The following is an 18,284-nucleotide window of genomic DNA, read 5'->3' on the forward strand; positions in this document are numbered from 1 at the left end:
AGGGGTTTGATTAAGCTATGAAAAGGCTTGCGAAATGGCGCCTAATTTCGTTGTTCTCGTTATTAGCGCTTGTACTTTCCGGATGCCGCGGTGAAAACTTTGTTTCAGCGCTAAGACCAGCTGGTGAAGTGGCAGACATGCAATATGATTTAATGAAGTTAAGCACCTATGTCATGGTGGGAGTAATCATTGTAGTAATGCTGATTTTTGTCATTATTTTTGTGCGTTTTAGAAGAAAAGACGACAAAATTCCAAAGCAAGTTGAGGGAAGTCATACGTTAGAAATAATTTGGACTGCGATCCCTATTTTATTACTTCTCATTTTGGCAGTACCAACTGTATCTGCAACATTTAAACTTGCGGATGTAAAAGAAATGGATAAGAAAAACTCTGACGCGTTAGTTATTAACGTAAGATCACATTTATACTGGTGGGATTTTGAATATCCTGGTCAAAAGATTGTGACGAGTCAGGATTTAGTCGTTCCTACAGATGAAAAGGTTTATTTTAACCTGAAATCAATGGATGTTAAACACTCATTCTGGATTCCAGCTGTGGGCGGAAAATTAGATACTAATACGGATAACATTAACAAATTCTGGTTGGAATTTGATGATAAACGCGCTAATGAAGCCGGAAATCTTTTTTATGGAAAATGTGCTGAGCTTTGCGGACCGTCACATGCTTTGATGGACTTTAAAGTAAAAGCTATCAGCCGTGATAAATTTGATGCGTGGGTAGCTGCAATGCAGGATGTAACAGAACCACAAAAGGCTCAAACTGATTTAGCAGCTAAAGGACAGGATATTTTCAATCAAAGCTGTATTGGCTGTCATGCTGTAACACCAGCTAATAAAATGCCTGAGACAGCTCGCCTGGCACCTAACTTAACAAACTTTGGTGAAAGATCACGTGTTGCTGGTATTTTAGAACACAATAAAGAAGAATTAAAAAATTGGATTAAAGATCCTGAATCCTATAAACCAGGTAATACAATGACTGGAAAGTATGGAGAACTGTCTGATGATGAACTTGATGCTTTGGCAGAGTATTTAATGGGCTTAAAGGTTCAGGAATAAGGGGAATTGGTTGAAAGGGAGGTAAAATTGTGAGTACCATTGCTCAAAAAAAGGGATTTAGCGCAACATTATGGGACTTTTTAACAACAGTTGACCATAAAAAAATCGCAATCCTATATCTAATCGCCGGTGGATTTTTCTTTGTAGTTGGCGGACTTGAAGCCGTATTTATCCGCATCCAGCTGGCAGTACCGAATAATGATTTTGTTAGTGCTGGTGCATTTAATGAAATCATCACCATGCACGGAACAACGATGATTTTCTTAGCTGCCATGCCGATTTTGCTTGGTTTTATGAATGCGGTTATGCCATTGCAAATTGGAGCACGTGACGTTGCATTTCCATTTTTGAATGCATTAGGATTCTGGCTGTTCTTTTTTGGTGGAGTATTTTTAAATCTTTCATGGTTTTTGGGAGGCGCACCTGATGCAGGTTGGACTTCTTATGCATCACTTGCCATTCATTCAAAAGGACATGGAATTGATTTCTACGTATTAGGATTGCAGATTTCAGGTTTTGGAACATTAATAGGTGGGATTAACTTCCTTGTTACTATTATTAATATGCGTGCACCGGGAATGACCTATATGAGGATGCCGTTGTTTACTTGGACAACGTTCGTTGCCTCAGCGATGATCTTATTCGCATTCCCGCCGTTAACTGTCGGAATTACACTTATGATGTTTGACCGTATGTTTGGTGCAAATTTCTTTGATGTAACAATGGGTGGTAATACAGTTATTTGGGAACATCTTTTCTGGATTTTCGGACATCCTGAAGTTTACATCCTGATCCTTCCTGCCTTTGGTATTTTCTCGGAAATCTTTTCAATTTTCTCGAGAAAACGTCTTTTCGGTTATTCTTCAATGGTCTTTGCAACCGTGTTAATCGGTTTCTTAGGCTTCATGGTATGGGCACACCATATGTTCACAACTGGGTTGGGTCCTGTTGCCAATGCTATTTTCGCTGTGGCAACAATGGCCATTGGTGTACCTACTGGGATTAAGATTTTTAACTGGTTGTTTACGATGTGGGGCGGAAGTGTGAAGTTTACTACCCCTATGTATTATGCCTTTGGTTTTATTCCATCGTTTGTCTGTGGTGGGGTAACCGGTGTCATGGTTGCTACAGCGGCAGCTGACTATCAGTATCATGATACGTACTTTGTCGTAGCACACTTCCACTATGTAATTGTCGGCGGTGTTGTTTTGGCAATTTTAGCTGCTACACATCTATGGTGGCCTAAAATGTTTGGTACGATGTTAAATGAAACATTAGGAAAAATCACTTTCTGGTTCTTCTTTATCGGTTTCCACTTAACATTCTTTATCCAGCATTTCTTAGGTCTGTGGGGAATGCCGCGCCGCGTTTTCACTTACCTTCCAGGGCAAGGGTTTGACGCTTCGAATATGGTTAGTTCGATTGGTGCAGCATTTATGTCCATTGGTGTAATTGTATTGCTTTATAACATTGTCATTACTTCTGTAAAGAATGAAAAAGTAGGCAATGACCCATGGGGCGATGGCAGAACGCTTGAATGGGCGATTCCATCACCACCGCCATTCTATAACTTTAAACAGCTGCCGCTTGTTCGTGGCTTAGATGCTCTATGGATTGAAAAAATGGAAGGTAAAAAAGGTATGACACCTGCAGAACCGCTTGGTGACATTCACATGCCGAATTCATCTTTCATTCCATTCATGATTTCACTTGGTTTGTTCATTGCTGCTTTTGGCGCGATGTATCATGCTGACAAGGCAGCATGGGCATTGCCGCTTATGATTTTCGGATTGCTTGTAACATTTGGTTCTATGTTTGTTCGCTCAATTAAGGATGATCACGGATTCCATATCCATAAAGAAGAATTACAAGAAGAAAAGGGGGCTGAGGCATAATGCACGTTGAAGAGAAAATGACGTATGAAACTTGGCCTGCGGCACCGGAGAAATCCACCCTTGAAGCAAAAAATAAATTTTTAGGTTTTTGGTTATTCTTAGGGGGAGAGACTGTTTTATTCGCCTCTCTCTTTGCCACCTATCTTGCATTGAAAGACAAGGTGCCAGATACAAGTCACCATCTGGCGAAAGATTTATATGATTTGCCGCTTACATTTGTGGCAACAATGTTGTTATTAACAAGCTCGTTGACAAGTGTATATGCGATGTATCATATGAAAAACTTTGCCTTTAAGAAAATGATGGTTTGGCTTGGACTTACAGTGTTATTAGGTTTTGGATTCTTAGGTCTTGAGGTTTATGAGTTTAGTCATTATGTTCATGAATATAAACATACCTTTACAAGTAGTGCATTTGGTTCAGCCTTCTATACATTAGTTGGGTTCCACGGTGCTCACGTTGCGTTCGGATTATGCTGGATTCTGACATTGATGATTCGTAACTCAAAACGCGGTTTAAACCTGTACAATGCGCCGAAGTTTTATGTTGCCAGCCTCTATTGGCACTTTATCGACGTTGTCTGGGTATTTATCTTTACAGTAGTATATTTGATGGGGATGGTGGGATAAAATGACAAATCAGCCATTAAGTTCAAACAACCCAAGTGTAGATCTTGAATATCGCCGCAGGAAAAGTGCAGAGGAGATGCGTTATCAAGTCATATCTTTTTCCTTGATGATTTTCTTAACATTAATCGCATTTGCCGCTGTAGCTATTAAAGGATTCACAGCATGGTTTACAGTACCATTTATCCTTCTATTAGCGGCAGTTCAAGTTGTATTCCAATTGTATTACTTTATGCACATGAGCCATAAAGGTCATGAAGCTCCACAAATGTTTCTGTTTTCAGGAGTGTTTGTTGCTGTACTAACAATATTGACATTTGTCACCATTATTTGGTGGTAAAAGAAAAAGAAAATCGGCGTGAAGCCGATTTTCTTTTTAGGTAGTGAAGAGGTATTTAAATTGCAATTCAATTTTTTGCACAGAGAATTTTCTATGGGTATAATAAAGACAAGATTCGTTTACTAAATATTGAGGTGAAATCAAGGTGCTTACATTAGATATATTTGGTTTTAAAGCCCTTTGGAGCCCGTACTTTTTGTTCATCCTAGTTGTACTGACTGCTGCATATTTTCTTATTACTATTACTTTTAGAACAAAGTTCCATGAGAGTGAGCCCTTAACAGGCAAACAAGCTTCATTATTTTTGACTTCCATGATTTTATTGTATGCGATTAAAGGTTCACCGCTTGATTTAATGGGACACCTAATGTTCTACATCCACGGGATTACAATGGTGATTTTAGTATTACTGATTCCACCGTTATTTATTTTATCAATCCCACCGTGGCTGTGGCAAAGTATTTTACGAGTTAAAATCATTCACTCTTTGTTTAGGCTTTTTACAAAACCTGTTATTGCCTTGCTTTTATTTAACGGCTTCTTTTCCTTTTACCATATTCCAATCATTTTTGATCATATGATGCAGAATCGATTTTACCATGGCGGTTATTCAATGCTTTTATTTGTTTTAGCCGTCTTTATGTGGTGGTCATTAATCAGCCCTGTGTCAGAATTTCAACCATTGAGTGGAATTAAAAAAGTAGCTTATTTATTTGCTAACAGTATGCTAATCACACCAGCTTGTGCATTGATTATTTTTTCAGATTCCTCCATTTATGCAACCTATCATGACCCTGATGTATGGGCAAATGTTATGAGTTTATGTGTAGGGCCATCAGTATTTTCAAATTTAAACTTAAGCGGCCCAGAGTTATTTAGCTCGATGTCATTAGTAGACGACCAACGCCTTGGTGGTGTTGTAATGAAAATCATTCAAGAAATCATTTATGCGGTTGTCTTATCTCAAGTCTTTTTTGAATGGTATCGTAAAGATCAAGAAGAATCAGAACGTGAAATGAAGAAACATATCTTAAATCCTAATATTATTGAATGAACTCCCATTCTTATTGGGAGTTTTCTTTATATTAATTGAAATGGATAGAGAACTGCCTTAAAATGAGGATAGAATATGTAAAAAGAGAGGATCTATGGATGAATTCATTACCGATTTTACCAACAATCAGTACTTCCTTTATTGTTTTAAGTGCTATTACCGTTGCCATTGGCTGGTGGCAAATAAAACAAAGGAAAATTGAATCCCACAAAAAAACAATGTTTCTTGCTGGGGTGTTTGCACTTATCTTTTTTATTATCTATGCTTCGCGTACCATTTTTATTGGAAATACCTCCTTTGGCGGGCCGGATGAGATTAAAATTTATTACACACTATTTTTGATTTTCCATATTACCTTAGCGACAATTGGAGCGGTATTTGGGATTGTCTCCATCCTGACTGGATTTAAGAATAAACTGACAATCCATCGGAAGCTTGGGCCGGTTACTAGTATCATATGGTTCTTTACAGCAATTACAGGTGTTGCTGTTTACCTTTTGTTATATGTTTTTTACCAGGGCGGAGAAACGACATCCATGATTAAGGCCATTCTTGGCTTCTAATCTATTATCCCTATGGAAAAAGTTTTACTAGAATAGAAATTTTATTAATATTATTATTTTACTTTGTACCAATTAATATAAAAGAAGAGCGCATGGCTAGACACCATACGCTTTTCTTTATTATAATGCGAATTTACTTACTTCTGCATTTACTGCTTCGAGAATCTTTTTGCATTGATTGACAAGCGAAGTCGGGAAGTTCTCGGCTTCACCATACTCAACACCGTGTGGATAATAATGTTTTCCCAAATGAGGTGTCATCAATTGTATTGTTGCTTTAAATGTATCGACGTCACCTTCAATTGAATAACCCTGGACGCGAAGGTAATATACACCTTCTTTTAATTCAAACTTGCGGTCGTATGTAACACGTTCGTAATCCCATTGCCCGGCACGAACCAAACCGTGGTCATGCATTACTTCGTCTAAACGGTTTAATTCCGCCTTTAAATTCTCAATTCCCGTATTCTCAAATTTCATTTTTATACCCTCCTAAAAACGCTTTTCTTACCCCTATGTTCCCAAGTTTGGTTTAATAGCAAGTATAATTCATTTTAATAATAGTTGAAAATGTTTCAACTTGCAATGGATAGTTCATCGAATAAAACTATAACGGTTTGATAACTATAATATTGTTTAGCGTAATTAATAACCTTGGAGGAAAATATGATGGAAAAAATTCGTGAAATTATGACAGACGATGTGGATTGCTGTACATTGTTGGATAACATGTTTGAGGTTGCGGTGAAAATGAAGGAACTAAATGTTGGAGCTATACCAATCGTTGACCAGGAAAGGCTGGTTGGTATGATAACCGACAGAGATATCGTTATCAGGGGTGTAGCGGAAAAACACCCTGGTTCAACGAAGGTAGAAGATATAATGAGTAGGACCTTGGTAACAGTATCTCCTGATACAACGAGTAAAGAAGCGGCAATGTTAATGGCGGAGCATCAAGTTCGACGTTTACCTGTTGTCGAGAATGGAGAGTTAGTGGGTATTGTTTCACTTGGTGATTTTGCGATCCGTGAATTAACGGATGATCAGGCAAAGGAAGCATTGACTGAAATCTCTGAGCAAAACTATAATGGTGTTCAACACTAAAAATTAAAAATTAGCATTTTTCGAGAAAACAGGTACAAGGCGTACCTGTTTTCTTTAGATTTATCAGACATTTTCGATATTGTCTGTTACTAATCTGGACATAGGTGATATAATTAGTTTATCTATACATATAATGAAGGAACTAGTAATAGAGAGGGTGAATGCCTCTGCGTACTCTTAGTAGAATTCTGATACTCTCAGTTGTTTTTTTAACGATTGGTTTTTATGTAAGCATAAATGAAAAAAATAACAGCAATGAGATGATTAAAGAAGATCACAATTTAGAAATGAAACAATCTTTGCCTCATGGCCCTGACACTCAAGAAGGTAATAAAACAGTCTTTGATAAGCCAAATGAAGGCATTGCTTTATTGATAGGACAAGATGTTACTATGTTAGAAAAGGAATTTGGCCCGCCTGACAGAATTGATCAATCGATGTATGGCTATCAATGGTATATTTATAAGCAGAATTATAATCGGTATTTCCAGGCAGGGGTTGAAAATAATCAAGTCGTAACCATTTTTGCTATCGGTGAAACTTTGGATGTTGCTCCATTTGAAATTGGTCAGCCAGTAGAAGAAATCTTTAATACGCAATTTTTTGATACAAATATTAATCTTGAAGTGAACGGAAATTCCTACCGTTTTGAACTTAATGATACAGATTTAAATCTTCGGCCAATGGTTAAATTAGGGGATATTTATGTGCAGCTCTACATAGATAAATTTACGGGAAATCTCTCAAGTGTACGTTTTTTGAATGCTGAAACACTCATTAAACAGCGACCTTACGAATTAGTTTATAGTGGAGAATTAATTAAAGCGGAAGAGCCTGATGAGGATACCTGGAAGCTGATAGAAACGGGTATGGCTCAGGAGATTTTTGACATTACTAACGTCTTACGTCTCAGAAATAAAATAAAACCGCTGATATGGGATGATATGACAGCTGAGGCTGCCTATGGGCATAGTAAGGATATGGCTGAAAATGATGATTTCTCACATACTTCAAAGAAATTTGGAGACCTATCAAATCGATTAAAAACGGCAAAAGTCGCGTACCTTAATGCCGGAGAAAATATTGCAGCGAATTATTCAGACGGCCCGGCCGTGGTCGAAGGATGGCTAAATAGTAAGGGACATAGGGAATCCCTATTAAATAAAGATTTTACTCATATTGGTGTCGGAGTATTTCAAAAATATTATACGCAAAACTTTATCCAAAAAAAAGAAGAATAAAAAGGTGACGTGATGTCACCTTTTTTTTAGTTCATACTCACTAAACAAAAATTGGCTGCCTTCCCAAGTGCCGTACGTTAGAATCACTTCACCCACTGTAAACGAATCATTTTTTACGTTTTTTGTCATAGGTGTCACCTTTTTCGCGGTGATGAGTTTTGTAGCAGTCTGAAGCCTTAGTGTTTGGACAAATATGTATCGGTGATAATAAAAGCGCTGTCTTTCTTCGGTAATACTAATAATCTCCCCTATTATGACAGATTCCTTTCGAACATTACTGACGTCAAGCCACCTCTCATCCTGTTCTTTCATTTCTTTCTTTGTCAGCCAATAAAAGTACAAGCAAAGGATTGGGATGACAATAGCAGTAACCATTTGAAGACGCCCCCATTTTATTCTTTAGGAATGATAAAAAAAGTTCCCGTCGCGTAGGCGATTTTTCGTCCGTCATCACGAAAAGCCTCACCGGAAATAACCAGCGTTTTACTGCCTTTATGGATTATTTCTGCTTTACAGCGGAGTGTATCGCCTTTTCCCGGCAGAATATAATGAATATTGAGCTGATTTGTTACAGCTCCATAGCCTTCCGGCAGCTGATGATTGGCGAGGACACCCATGGCCGTGTCAAGTACTGTTGCAGTGATTCCCCCGTGAACAATGCTCAAGTTATTATGAATGATCGGATTTATCGGAATGGTAATTTCGCAGGAACCTTGCCCAAAACTTCTTTCCATATGAAGAAGTCCATCTATAAAAGTGCTTCTATTTCGACTGATCTTTTTTTGTACACCTTTTAAAAGGCTGGCGAGTGCCCGCAGGTCTGTATCTGATCCAGTTTCGATACATATTTCAAGTAATTTGCGCAGTTCGTCTTTCATCATATAACCTCTTTCTTAACGTGTTCTGTTGCCATCTTACCACTTAGAAGCATAATAATAAATCATTTGATTTCGATTGATTTTTCACCTTTCAACTATTCCTACATATTGTATTATTGGCGATCAATATGGGCTGAGGTGAAAAATATGACGCAAAAGAAATTGCATCCTTCCGTGCTCAAATTCAAGGAATTTGTAAAAAATAATCCAAACATTATCAAAGAGGTCCGAAATGGAAAGGCTACTTGGCAAGAGTTATATGAGGACTGGTACTTATTGGGCGAAGAGGATAAGCGATGGGAAGACATGGGTAATGACGCGGATTCAACACAAGAAACAAGTAATGGGGAGACCAAAGGAGATTGGATGTCTAATATTGTAGGCATGGTCAAAAAGATGGATCCTAATCAGATGCAAACTCATATTAATAACTTAAGTCAAGCATTAGGAGCAATCCAAGGAGTTATTTCACAATTCCAGGGGGGGAATCCGGCCTCTGGCTCAATAAAGCCACAAGAGGGGCCACAACATCCATTTTCATTTCGAAAAGACTAGAGAAGGGAACAGTAACCAATGAGAAGAGAGGTAGTAGATTATTTAGACCGCCAGAAGGATTTAAAGCAATTTGTTCGTGAGCAGCCGCAATGGTATCGGAAATTGTCAAGAAACCCCTATGATTTACAGTCGCTTGAGATTGCATCGTTACATCATTATAAAAAAACGATACCAGACCAGGTAGAAAAGTTTTCTAATAGCGTCCAAATGGCCTCGATGATGTATCATATGTTCCAGGCAATGAAAACGCAAAGTTAATCTGAGGTCCACATTTATTATAATGTGGCCTTTTTTCTATTGACTAAAAATGAAAAAGGAGGCGAACAATATCTACAAAAGGGAGTGATAGGGTGAAGAAGTTCAAACTATGTTCTATTCTTCTATTCTTGTTGACAGGGATCGTCAGTGGCTGTCAGAAGGATGTGCCAAAACCTGAAACGAAGCCGAAATTAATCCTAATTGAGGAGTCAAGTCGTAACCCGGCAGAGATTGCCACAGTTTTTAATCAAAGTACAAAAGAATTTCCTTCATTATTTGTACAGCATAAGACAATAGGAAATCAAGTTCTAGTAGAGTGTATTGTTAATGGAATCAGCTTCCGGGAAGCAGACCGTGCCAAGAAAAAAGTTGGAAAAATGATTATTTGGGTGGATGGAAAACAGACATCCGAGGTGACTTCAGCTGCCTTTATTATTAAAGGTCTTACACCTGGCAGCCATCAACTAAAATTAGAGGTCGTTACGTTAAATAATGAGCCATACGGCTTAGCCAAAGAATTTATGGTAAATATCCCTAAGTAAGAGGAATTTTTCGCTTTCTCCAAGCATTCATGATAAAATTGCATTGGAGGTGAGCGGCTTTGCTTGCTACTAGTGAGAGAATAGCTTTATTGGAAAATGCAGAGCAATTAGCTAAAATGGTATTAGAGTCTGATGTTGCGGAACAATACCAAATTTGTTTATATAAAATGCAGAATAACGGGGAAACACAGCGGAAAATAAACCAATTTGTCAGCCTAAAAGAACTTTATGAAGAAGTACAGCGCTTTGGAAAATATCATCCGGATTATAAGCGGGTCATGATGCAAATTCGTGAATATAAACGGGAGATGGATTTGGATCCGCTCGTGTCAGAGTTTAAACTAGCTGAAAATGATTTGCAAAGCCTCTTGGATCAAATCAGCATGTTAATCGGTGGTTCAGTTTCCCAACATATTAAAGTTCCAACCGGCAATCCATTTTTTGATAATGGACATGGAAGCGGATGCGGCGGCGGGGGCAGCTGCGGATGCGGTTAAATAAAGATCAGCGTTAAGCTGATTTTTTTGTATTCTAAAATTAAAAAATTTTAAATTGAAATAAAACGTTTTAATATGCTAGACTTATGTAAAATGCTGGTTTTGTTGAAGGGGAAAAATGTATGTTTGTACAAAGACAAGGATTAGTTGTTTGGCTGTACTCGTTAAAGCAAGCAAAAATGTTAAGACGCTTTGGAAATGTTCATTATGTTTCAAAAAAGCTGAAATATGTCGTCTTGTATTGTAATCAAGAAGATGTTGAGGGAATCATGGAAAAGTTAAATTCTTTTTCATTTGTTAAGAAGGTAGAGCCTTCATATAAACCATTCTTACGGATGGAATATGAAAATTCTGCTCCGGATAAAGCAAAGGAATATGATTATAAAATGGGAATTTAAAGGGTGAGGGAATGGATCCTCACCTTTTATGTTTTTAAAAAAAGGCTTTGTTAAAGGTGAATGTTGATTTTACACACCTGTTGATTGGAGCGTAAGGTGCGAGACTCCTGCGGGCAGCGGGACAGGAGAGACCCACAGGCGCTTTTGCGCCAAGGAGGCTTACCGCCCGCCCCGCGGAAAGCGAGCATCCTGAAGCGCAAATCAACAGCCAAGTTTAACACAGCCTAAAAAAAACCCTGCAGAAAATTCTGCAGGGTCCTTCTACATCCTCATAAAGGATAGAAGGCAAAGGGAGAGGAGAAACCGGAGGAAGAACTTATGGGGAAACGTAAGTCTTCTCCGCGGTTGGCAACAACATCCTCGAATTGATGTTGTTACTTACATTATTTCCACAACTCAAAAGCTTATACGTCTTTTTAATAATTTTTAGAACAGATTGTCTACAATTTATTAATTATGGTAGGATGGATAAAGAAAATTGATTTTGAAAAATGTGGTGATATGTCCATGAGAGTGGTCTCAGGTATATGTAAGGGAAGACCTCTTAAAGCTGTTCCGGGAAATTCGACACGTCCGACGACAGATAAAGTTAAGGAAGCTTTATTTAATATGATTGGTCCTTATTTTGATGGCGGAATTGGTTTGGATCTTTTTGCAGGCAGTGGCGGGTTGGGCCTGGAGGCGCTAAGCAGAGGTTTTGAGAAGGTTATTTTTATTGATCGTGATGCTAAGGCCATCCAAGTGATTCATGAAAATATTAAAGCTTGTAAATTTGAGGAGAAAACGGAAGTGTATCGTAATGATGCAGACCGGGCAGTAAAAGCACTCATCAAAAGGGCAATCCGTTTTGATTATATATTTTTAGATCCGCCCTACAAGAAACAACAGCTTGTTAGTTTAATGGAAAAAATGGATCAGCAAGATTTAGTAAAAACAAATGGCATTGTTGTGTGTGAGCATGGCCATGATGTGGATTTACCAAAAACGGTGGGACGGTTTACAGAAATTAAACACGAACAATATGGGATAATTGCGGTAACAATTTATGTGAGGAACAGAGAATAAGGGGGAGTAAAACGTGGCAAGTATAGCCGTTTGTCCAGGGAGCTTTGATCCAATTACATATGGCCATTTAGATATTATTAGAAGAGGGGCTAAGGTATTTGACCGGGTGTATGTAAGTGTGATGAATAATTCAGCAAAAAACCCGTTATTTAGTGTCGAGGAGCGAATACATCTTATTGAGGCAGTCACAAAAGATCTGCCAAATGTAAAGGTGGATGAACATTCGGGTTTACTTGTTGATTATGCGAAAGCTGTTAATGCCAATGCCATCATCCGCGGCTTGCGGGCGGTTTCAGATTTTGAATATGAAATGCAAATTACCTCGATGAACAGGGTGCTGAATGAAAATATCGAAACTTTTTTTATCATGACAAACAATCAATATTCTTTTCTAAGCTCAAGCATCGTGAAAGAAGTAGCGAAGTATAATGGAGATATTTCATCACTTGTCCCACCTATAGTTGAAAAAGAATTACATAAAAAATTTAAACGATAAAAGAGCTGGGCTATTGCCTAGCTCTTTTTGAGCCGTGAAAATAAGAGCAAAACATACACAAAAAGCGAGACAATCGTTATGAGGGGTCCTAACTCAATCAGTTGATGATAGAACTGATTTGCCCAGGAACCATCTTCAAAAAAACCGACCGGCATGGCGTTTGAGGGCTGCTCTTTACTATTAAAATGTAGATAGATGGGTTTCCATAGAATAAGTACAAAAATACTTGCAAAAATACCATGGATGATTCTTGCAATAAAAAAAGGCTGAAATCTAATATCCGTTTGCGCTAAGATACTGGCTACCTGTGCTTGGACACTGAAACCGCTAAAACCCAGGATAAAGCTTGTAATCATTGCTTTTTGCAAAAGGGTAGCATCTTGGACTTGGCTGGTTAATTGGCTGCCCAAAGTGATTTCAAATAATCCTGAAATAAATGGAATACTTAACATGTCAGGGAATGTCAGGGCTTTAAGGAGCACCTCAACTAATTTGGCCAGAGTTGCAGTAATATGTAAATGATAGAGCAATTTATTAATTACCGAGAATACAATAATGAAGCCTCCAACCATTAACAGGGTTTGGATTGATGAATTAACTGCATCACCTAATAGTTTGCCGATTGGCCGATTATCCTTTAGTCTTGTTTGATGCAGGGCAGATAAGGCGGATCTGATTTTGAATTTTTTCTTTTTTTCACTACCCTCATCGGGGGAGTCCTTTCCATAGAAGCGCATGATGATACCAACACAGATATTTCCTAAATAATGGGCAAGCGCAAGGAGAATCCCTAAATCGGCATTATAAAAGAAGCCCACCGATACAGCGCCAAAGATAAACAAGGGATTTGAGGAATTTGTAAATGAAACCAGCCTTTCCGCTTCAGTTCGTGTTAATTGACCTTCCTGGCGTAGTCGTGCAGTGAATTTCGCGCCTGCGGGGAAACCTGAGGCCATTCCCATTGCCCATACAAAGCCGCCTACACCAGGGACTTTAAATAGCGGTCTCATGAAGGGTTCTAACAAAACGCCAATAAACTTGACGACGCCAAAGCCAATTAACATTTCTGAGACAATAAAAAAGGGTAACAGGGAAGGAAAAACGATTTCCCACCACATATTCAGGCCGCGGATAGACGCTTCAAATGACTCTTGTGGATAAGAAATTAGCGAGGCTGCTAAAATCGTAACAGAAACGGATAAAAAAATCGTTTTTAGTCTTGACCGAAACACTGAAGGGTCCTCCTTCCAAACAGATTACTCAAGCTGTTCAAAACAATATTATCAATGCTAAAATAGAGAATATTCATACGTAAATGTGTGATTACTTGTCCTCATATATCTCAAATATACTCATATAACGTTAAATTAGACCATAAGATTGAACGAGATTTGTATTCGGTGAAAAATAGGAGGTCAACTTTTATGGAGCACCCTAAAATAGGCTTGGCACTTGGTTCTGGCGGTGCACGCGGGTTTGCTCATTTAGGGGTCATTATGGCATTAACAGAAGCCGGAATTCCGATTCATTTAATCGCTGGCAGCAGTATGGGGGCACTCGTAGCCAGTTTTTATGGAGCTGGCATTGACTTGGACCGATTATATAAATTATCGACTGCCTTTAAAAGAAAATACTTTCTCGATTTTACCGTTCCCAAAATGGGCTTTATTGCAGGTAAGAAAATTAAAGAGTTTATAAAGGTTTTTACCCATGGAAAAAACATAGAGGAGCTATCCCTGCCAATTAGTATCGTGGCAACGGATTTATTGACAGGTGAAAAAGTCATTTTTCAAAAAGGGCCGGTTGCTGAGGCTGTTAGAGCAAGCATCTCGATTCCCGGGATTTTTGTCCCTGAGAGATATAATGGAAGAATTTTAGTAGATGGCGGGGTTGCAGATCGTGTTCCGATATCGGTAGCAAAAGATATGGGTGCAGATATTGTCATTGCAGTGGATGTGTCAAGGGTAAAACGGAACGCAGAAATAACCACCATTTATGATGTCATTATGCAGAGTATTGATATCATGCAATCAGAAATCATTAACAGCAGAGAAATTGCAGCTGATGTTATGATCCGTCCCCCAGTTGAAATGTATAGCTCAAGAGCCTTCACCCATCATGAAGAGATTATCAATATCGGAAAGGAAGAAACAAAGAAACAATTACAGCAAATTGAAACCGTTATTGAACAGTGGAAGGGGAAACATTAAAGATGCGAAAAAAAATATATATAGGATCCATATTATTGACAGCCTTGATCTTGATTGGCGGAATGTACTATTCCTTGCCCTTCTATGTTTCAAAACCGGGAATGGCCAAAGAGCTCGGGCCCATCATAACGGTTGAAGGCGGATATAAGGATGAGGGAAACTTCATGCTGACTACTGTTAGAATGGGTAGAGCGAATATCTATTCCTATTTGGAGGCAAAGCTGCTGAAGTATGAAGAGATTTATCCGTTGGAAATGATTTTATACAAAAAGGAAACAGAGGAGGAGTATAATGCAAGACAGCTTCACTTGATGGCGGGCTCAAAACTAAATGCGATAGATGTTGCCTATCGGAAAGCAGGCTTGTCTGTTGATTACAAATATAAGGGCATCTATGTCGTCCAGGTAGTTCCAGGAATGCCGGCAGAAGGAAAGCTTCGGGCAGGTGACCGCATTTTTAAGGTAGATGGACATCAATTCCCTTCCTCGGAGAAATTTATTGAATATGTTGGCAAAAAACAAGTAGGGGAAAAAGTCACATTAACGTATGCAAGAAATAAAAAAACGGACGATGTTACCTTAAGTCTGCAGCCATTTAAAAGTGATCCCGGCAAAATTGGGATTGGAATTTCACTAGTGGACGATAAAGAGATTATCGTGGATCCAAAGGTAAAGGTCAAGACCGACGAAATTGGCGGTCCATCAGCCGGACTAATGTTTTCTTTGGAGATTTATAACCAATTAACACATGAAGATTTAACTAGAGGCTACCAAATTGCTGGAACGGGAACGATCGATGAAAAGGGGCTTGTCGGTCCAATTGGCGGGATTGAACAAAAAATTGTCGCTGCAGATAAGGCAGGTGCGGACATCTTCTTGGCACCTAATGAAAATGGGGCGAAAAATTCAAACTTCCGTGCTGCTGTAAAAACTGCCCATGATATTCATACAAACATGAAAATCGTACCGATTGATACATTTGATGAAGCGGTGGACTATTTAGAAAAATTAAATGAAAAATAAAAAGATGGTGCGGATGCATCATCTTTTTATTCTGCAAAAATAGGAACCTGCTTGTATTCCTGTTTGATCATTTCATTTTTCATACGATTAGGGATACCAAGAGAGTAGATACGAGCTGCTTTAACATCAAGCATTATTTCATCATTCTTAAAAGAAGAAAGTTTAGCAATCAGAGGAAGGCCAAAGTCTTTTTTTCTCTTATTCAAGTATTCCTTTCCGTTGGCACTCATGCCTAAAAGCCTTAGGTAGGAGGCTGTTTCTGAAAAGCTTTGGATTTCTGCTTTTTTTGTATTCGTTAATATATGAACACACAATCGTTGAAGTCTCGTCCAAGTATAACGTTTTGTTTTTATCTTTTGCATAAATTCTTGAAAGCTGGTGGACTCTATTGCTGAAGCCAGTATTCTATTTTCAAGTCCTTCTTCTACCTCATAGATCTCCCTTAGCTCACCAGGCGAGCAATGGAGAAGACGAAATTGCAAATAGCCCCAATAATTTTCCCATTGATGAAAAACATGATAATAATGGAGGTATTCGTGTAATAATTGTTTCGTATGTTCAGGGACAAATTGGTCAATTTTCGTTTTTTCGTCCTCGCTAGTGAAAATGGCCTTTCGGATACTCGTGGCACTCGCGATGGTTTCTGAGGAAAAATGTTCATCATGATAGCCGGCACTTTTTCGTGCCACGGTTATAGGTTTAATCCCGCTTTTTTGCCGGCTGATTGCTTTTATGTATTCAATGCCAAGAATATTATTTGGTTTTGCTAAATCTAAATATTTATCTGAATCTTCCAATTGCTGAAATGCGAGGGACACTGCTTTCGGATAGCTTACACCTGTATGGATAAATTGATGAATAAGTTTCTCATATGCTTCTTGCTCCCCGTTTAAGAAATCAATTGTCTGTGTAAAATCAGATATATCTCCGCTCTCACTTCCGAAGCAAAGTGATTCACAGCAAGCAGCATCCAGTATGGACACAGCTCCGGCTGCAAAGATTTCTGCCTTTTGAACAGCGAAGCGGTAGGGCAGTTCAAAGACGAGATCGACTCCATTAAGCAAAGCCATTTTCGTCCGGTACCATTTAGATACAAGGGCAGGTTCCCCTCTTTGCAAAAAATTCCCGCTCATGACGGCAATGACAACATCGGCATCTGCCGCTTCTATTGCAGCTTGTAAATGATAGGCATGCCCGTTGTGAAAAGGGTTGTATTCAACAATTACGCCAACTGCTTTCATGTTCAATCTCCTTTTAAAAGGTTTATTTTTAACAAGTATAGCAAAAATGTAAGGAAACCAATCAAATATTATGATAAGATGTTGTAGATGTTTGTAAAGAACGTATCTGGATACACTAGTATGGAAAAACACTTTTTAGCGGAATTCTATTAAGTGAAACAACACAAATATGGTGTAAAGAAAAAACATTGACAAAAATATTTTCGAAGGCTATAATTACCTTTGTTGCCTTGGGGTGATTCAATTGAAATGGACATTAAGCCAGTTACAAAAATATCGAAACAAGGATTTTTTGATTGATGAGACGGTTCGTGTGGACGAGATCAAACAAGACGATCCCACCATTCGTGAAGTTTCTCCGATGCATATTACCGGTCGGGGAGATATCGATTCAACGAAAGTGACATTCCATTTAAAAATCGAAGGTCATTTAATCCTTCCTTGTTCTCGTACTTTAGTGGATGTAAAACTTCCAATTAATGTCGAAACAACTGAAACTTTCCTCTTGCATGGGTCAGTTTATGAAACTGATGAGGAAGCACATCAGGTAAAAGGCGATGTGATTGATTGTTTCCCAATCATTCGCGAAATTCTTTTACTTGAAGTTCCAATGCAAGTGTTTTGTGAAGATGTCGAGTCCGATGGAGCTGCACCGCAATCCGGCAAGGACTGGGAAGTTCTTCATGAAGAAGAACAATCGAAAAAGATTGATCCGCGACTCGCAGGGCTTGCAAAGTTTTTTGACGAAAACAATTCTTCCGATTCATAATCGGCAAATCTAAGAAGCAAAGTGAAGAACCAGTTCTCCTGGCCTTCATTACTTTCTTAATACTCTTTAAGGAGGTGGGAAGAATGGCTGTACCTTTTAGAAGGACTTCTAAAACTGCAAAAAGAAAGCGTCGTACTCATTTTAAATTAAACGTACCTGGTATGGTAAGTTGCCCAAACTGTGGTGAAATGAAACTTGCTCACCGCGTATGTAAAGCTTGCGGAACATACAAAGGAAAAGACGTTGTTAACGACTAATTTCCATTAGGATAGAAAGCACAAGGAGCTATTTAGCCCTTGTGCTTTTGTCGTTTCTATACATACTAGCAATCCCGGTGAAGCGGCGCACCAAAAACGCGAAAGCGTTTCACGAAGTAAATGCGAAAACGCCTATCTGAGGTCGTTGGAATTTTGTTAATATCGGCTGCAACTGAACCAAGTAAGTTACATAA

Annotated in this window: 24 protein-coding genes; 19 read left to right on the forward strand and 5 right to left on the reverse strand. The window is 38.6% G+C overall.

Annotated elements, in window-relative coordinates:
- The first annotated feature begins 17 nt into the window (after positions 1-17).
- The 6 genes from coxB to ACO1D1_RS00615 all read left to right on the forward strand — a co-directional run bounded on the left by coxB (position 18) and on the right by ACO1D1_RS00615 (position 5,557).
- Complete coding sequence (coxB, locus tag ACO1D1_RS00590; protein WP_149869469.1) at positions 18-1,079, forward strand: cytochrome c oxidase subunit II; 1,062 nt, start codon at positions 18-20, stop codon at positions 1,077-1,079.
- A gap of 29 nt (positions 1,080-1,108) precedes the next feature.
- Positions 1,109-2,974 carry a cytochrome c oxidase subunit I gene (ctaD, locus tag ACO1D1_RS00595; protein WP_149869470.1) on the forward strand — a complete coding sequence of 622 codons (1,866 nt, stop codon included), beginning with the start codon at positions 1,109-1,111 and terminating at the stop codon, positions 2,972-2,974.
- Entirely contained in the window at positions 2,974-3,603 is a 630-nt protein-coding gene (locus tag ACO1D1_RS00600) for a cytochrome (ubi)quinol oxidase subunit III (RefSeq protein ID WP_149869471.1), read from the forward strand. The genes ctaD and ACO1D1_RS00600 overlap by 1 nt, the downstream gene beginning before the upstream one ends.
- 1 nt (position 3,604) lies before the next feature.
- Entirely contained in the window at positions 3,605-3,940 is a 336-nt protein-coding gene (gene ctaF, locus ACO1D1_RS00605; protein WP_149869472.1) for a cytochrome c oxidase subunit IVB, read from the forward strand.
- Between the two features lie 145 nt (positions 3,941-4,085).
- Positions 4,086-4,994, forward strand: coding sequence for a cytochrome c oxidase assembly factor CtaG (ctaG, locus tag ACO1D1_RS00610; protein ID WP_423334591.1), 909 nt, complete (start codon positions 4,086-4,088; stop codon positions 4,992-4,994).
- A 98-nt stretch (positions 4,995-5,092) separates the two neighbouring features.
- A complete protein-coding gene (locus tag ACO1D1_RS00615) occupies positions 5,093-5,557 on the forward strand; it encodes a DUF420 domain-containing protein (protein ID WP_149869474.1) in 465 nt (154 codons plus the stop codon).
- 120 nt (positions 5,558-5,677) lie between these two features.
- Here the strand turns inward: ACO1D1_RS00615 and ACO1D1_RS00620 are convergent, their stop codons facing one another.
- On the reverse strand, positions 5,678-6,037 hold the full coding sequence (locus ACO1D1_RS00620) for a YugN family protein (RefSeq protein ID WP_149869475.1): 360 nt from the start codon (positions 6,035-6,037) through the stop codon (positions 5,678-5,680).
- A gap of 189 nt (positions 6,038-6,226) precedes the next feature.
- Here ACO1D1_RS00620 and ACO1D1_RS00625 point away from each other — a divergent pair, with 189 nt between their 5' ends.
- Together ACO1D1_RS00625 and ACO1D1_RS00630 are read left to right on the forward strand one after the other, a co-directional pair.
- On the forward strand, positions 6,227-6,661 hold the full coding sequence (locus tag ACO1D1_RS00625) for a CBS domain-containing protein (RefSeq protein ID WP_149869476.1): 435 nt from the start codon (positions 6,227-6,229) through the stop codon (positions 6,659-6,661).
- Between the two features lie 161 nt (positions 6,662-6,822).
- On the forward strand, positions 6,823-7,902 hold the full coding sequence (locus ACO1D1_RS00630) for a CAP domain-containing protein (RefSeq protein ID WP_149869477.1): 1,080 nt from the start codon (positions 6,823-6,825) through the stop codon (positions 7,900-7,902).
- A gap of 15 nt (positions 7,903-7,917) precedes the next feature.
- Here the strand turns inward: ACO1D1_RS00630 and ACO1D1_RS00635 are convergent, their stop codons facing one another.
- Both ACO1D1_RS00635 and ACO1D1_RS00640 read right to left on the reverse strand, forming a co-directional pair.
- Positions 7,918-8,277, reverse strand: a complete 360-nt coding sequence (locus ACO1D1_RS00635) for a hypothetical protein (RefSeq protein ID WP_149869478.1) — start codon at positions 8,275-8,277, stop codon at positions 7,918-7,920.
- Between the two features lie 17 nt (positions 8,278-8,294).
- On the reverse strand, positions 8,295-8,783 hold the full coding sequence (locus ACO1D1_RS00640) for a PaaI family thioesterase (RefSeq protein WP_423334592.1): 489 nt from the start codon (positions 8,781-8,783) through the stop codon (positions 8,295-8,297).
- 144 nt (positions 8,784-8,927) lie between these two features.
- Between ACO1D1_RS00640 and ACO1D1_RS00645 the strand changes: the two genes are divergently transcribed.
- From ACO1D1_RS00645 to coaD, 7 genes are all read left to right on the forward strand, one after another.
- Positions 8,928-9,335, forward strand: a complete 408-nt coding sequence (locus ACO1D1_RS00645) for a YlbD family protein (RefSeq protein WP_149869480.1) — start codon at positions 8,928-8,930, stop codon at positions 9,333-9,335.
- Between the two features lie 18 nt (positions 9,336-9,353).
- A complete protein-coding gene (locus tag ACO1D1_RS00650) occupies positions 9,354-9,593 on the forward strand; it encodes a YlbE-like family protein (RefSeq protein ID WP_149869481.1) in 240 nt (79 codons plus the stop codon).
- A gap of 92 nt (positions 9,594-9,685) precedes the next feature.
- Entirely contained in the window at positions 9,686-10,135 is a 450-nt protein-coding gene (locus ACO1D1_RS00655; protein ID WP_223820927.1) for a hypothetical protein, read from the forward strand.
- Between the two features lie 59 nt (positions 10,136-10,194).
- Positions 10,195-10,632, forward strand: coding sequence for a YlbF family regulator (locus tag ACO1D1_RS00660; RefSeq protein WP_149869482.1), 438 nt, complete (start codon positions 10,195-10,197; stop codon positions 10,630-10,632).
- A 122-nt stretch (positions 10,633-10,754) separates the two neighbouring features.
- A complete protein-coding gene (locus tag ACO1D1_RS00665) occupies positions 10,755-11,030 on the forward strand; it encodes a YlbG family protein (RefSeq protein ID WP_149869483.1) in 276 nt (91 codons plus the stop codon).
- A 507-nt stretch (positions 11,031-11,537) separates the two neighbouring features.
- Positions 11,538-12,095: a 16S rRNA (guanine(966)-N(2))-methyltransferase RsmD gene (gene rsmD / locus ACO1D1_RS00670; RefSeq protein WP_423334593.1), complete on the forward strand. Its 558-nt coding sequence runs from the start codon at positions 11,538-11,540 to the stop codon at positions 12,093-12,095.
- A gap of 13 nt (positions 12,096-12,108) precedes the next feature.
- Entirely contained in the window at positions 12,109-12,591 is a 483-nt protein-coding gene (gene coaD / locus ACO1D1_RS00675; RefSeq protein ID WP_149869484.1) for a pantetheine-phosphate adenylyltransferase, read from the forward strand.
- Between the two features lie 17 nt (positions 12,592-12,608).
- Here coaD and ylbJ read toward each other — a convergent pair whose 3' ends face one another.
- Positions 12,609-13,823, reverse strand: a complete 1,215-nt coding sequence (gene ylbJ / locus ACO1D1_RS00680) for a sporulation integral membrane protein YlbJ (protein ID WP_149869485.1) — start codon at positions 13,821-13,823, stop codon at positions 12,609-12,611.
- A 192-nt stretch (positions 13,824-14,015) separates the two neighbouring features.
- Between ylbJ and ACO1D1_RS00685 the strand changes: the two genes are divergently transcribed.
- Complete coding sequence (locus ACO1D1_RS00685) at positions 14,016-14,801, forward strand: patatin-like phospholipase family protein (protein ID WP_149869486.1); 786 nt, start codon at positions 14,016-14,018, stop codon at positions 14,799-14,801.
- A 2-nt stretch (positions 14,802-14,803) separates the two neighbouring features.
- Positions 14,804-15,823, forward strand: a complete 1,020-nt coding sequence (locus ACO1D1_RS00690; RefSeq protein ID WP_149869487.1) for a SepM family pheromone-processing serine protease — start codon at positions 14,804-14,806, stop codon at positions 15,821-15,823.
- A gap of 26 nt (positions 15,824-15,849) precedes the next feature.
- Here the strand turns inward: ACO1D1_RS00690 and ACO1D1_RS00695 are convergent, their stop codons facing one another.
- On the reverse strand, positions 15,850-17,064 hold the full coding sequence (locus tag ACO1D1_RS00695) for a nucleotidyltransferase (protein ID WP_149869488.1): 1,215 nt from the start codon (positions 17,062-17,064) through the stop codon (positions 15,850-15,852).
- A 244-nt stretch (positions 17,065-17,308) separates the two neighbouring features.
- On the opposite strand from ACO1D1_RS00695, the gene ACO1D1_RS00700 reads away from it, so the two are divergent.
- Positions 17,309-17,833 (forward strand): YceD family protein, encoded by a 525-nt coding sequence (locus ACO1D1_RS00700; protein WP_149869489.1) that lies wholly within the window; start codon positions 17,309-17,311, stop codon positions 17,831-17,833.
- An 83-nt stretch (positions 17,834-17,916) separates the two neighbouring features.
- The gene (gene rpmF / locus ACO1D1_RS00705; protein ID WP_024029176.1) at positions 17,917-18,090 is read left to right on the forward strand and encodes a 50S ribosomal protein L32; all 174 of its coding nucleotides are present in this window, start codon (positions 17,917-17,919) and stop codon (positions 18,088-18,090) included.
- Positions 18,091-18,284 lie beyond the last annotated feature (194 nt).

Origin of the sequence: Neobacillus sp. 19 (assembly GCF_049463095.1) — a bacterium.
GTDB lineage: Bacteria > Bacillota > Bacilli > Bacillales > Cytobacillaceae > Neobacillus.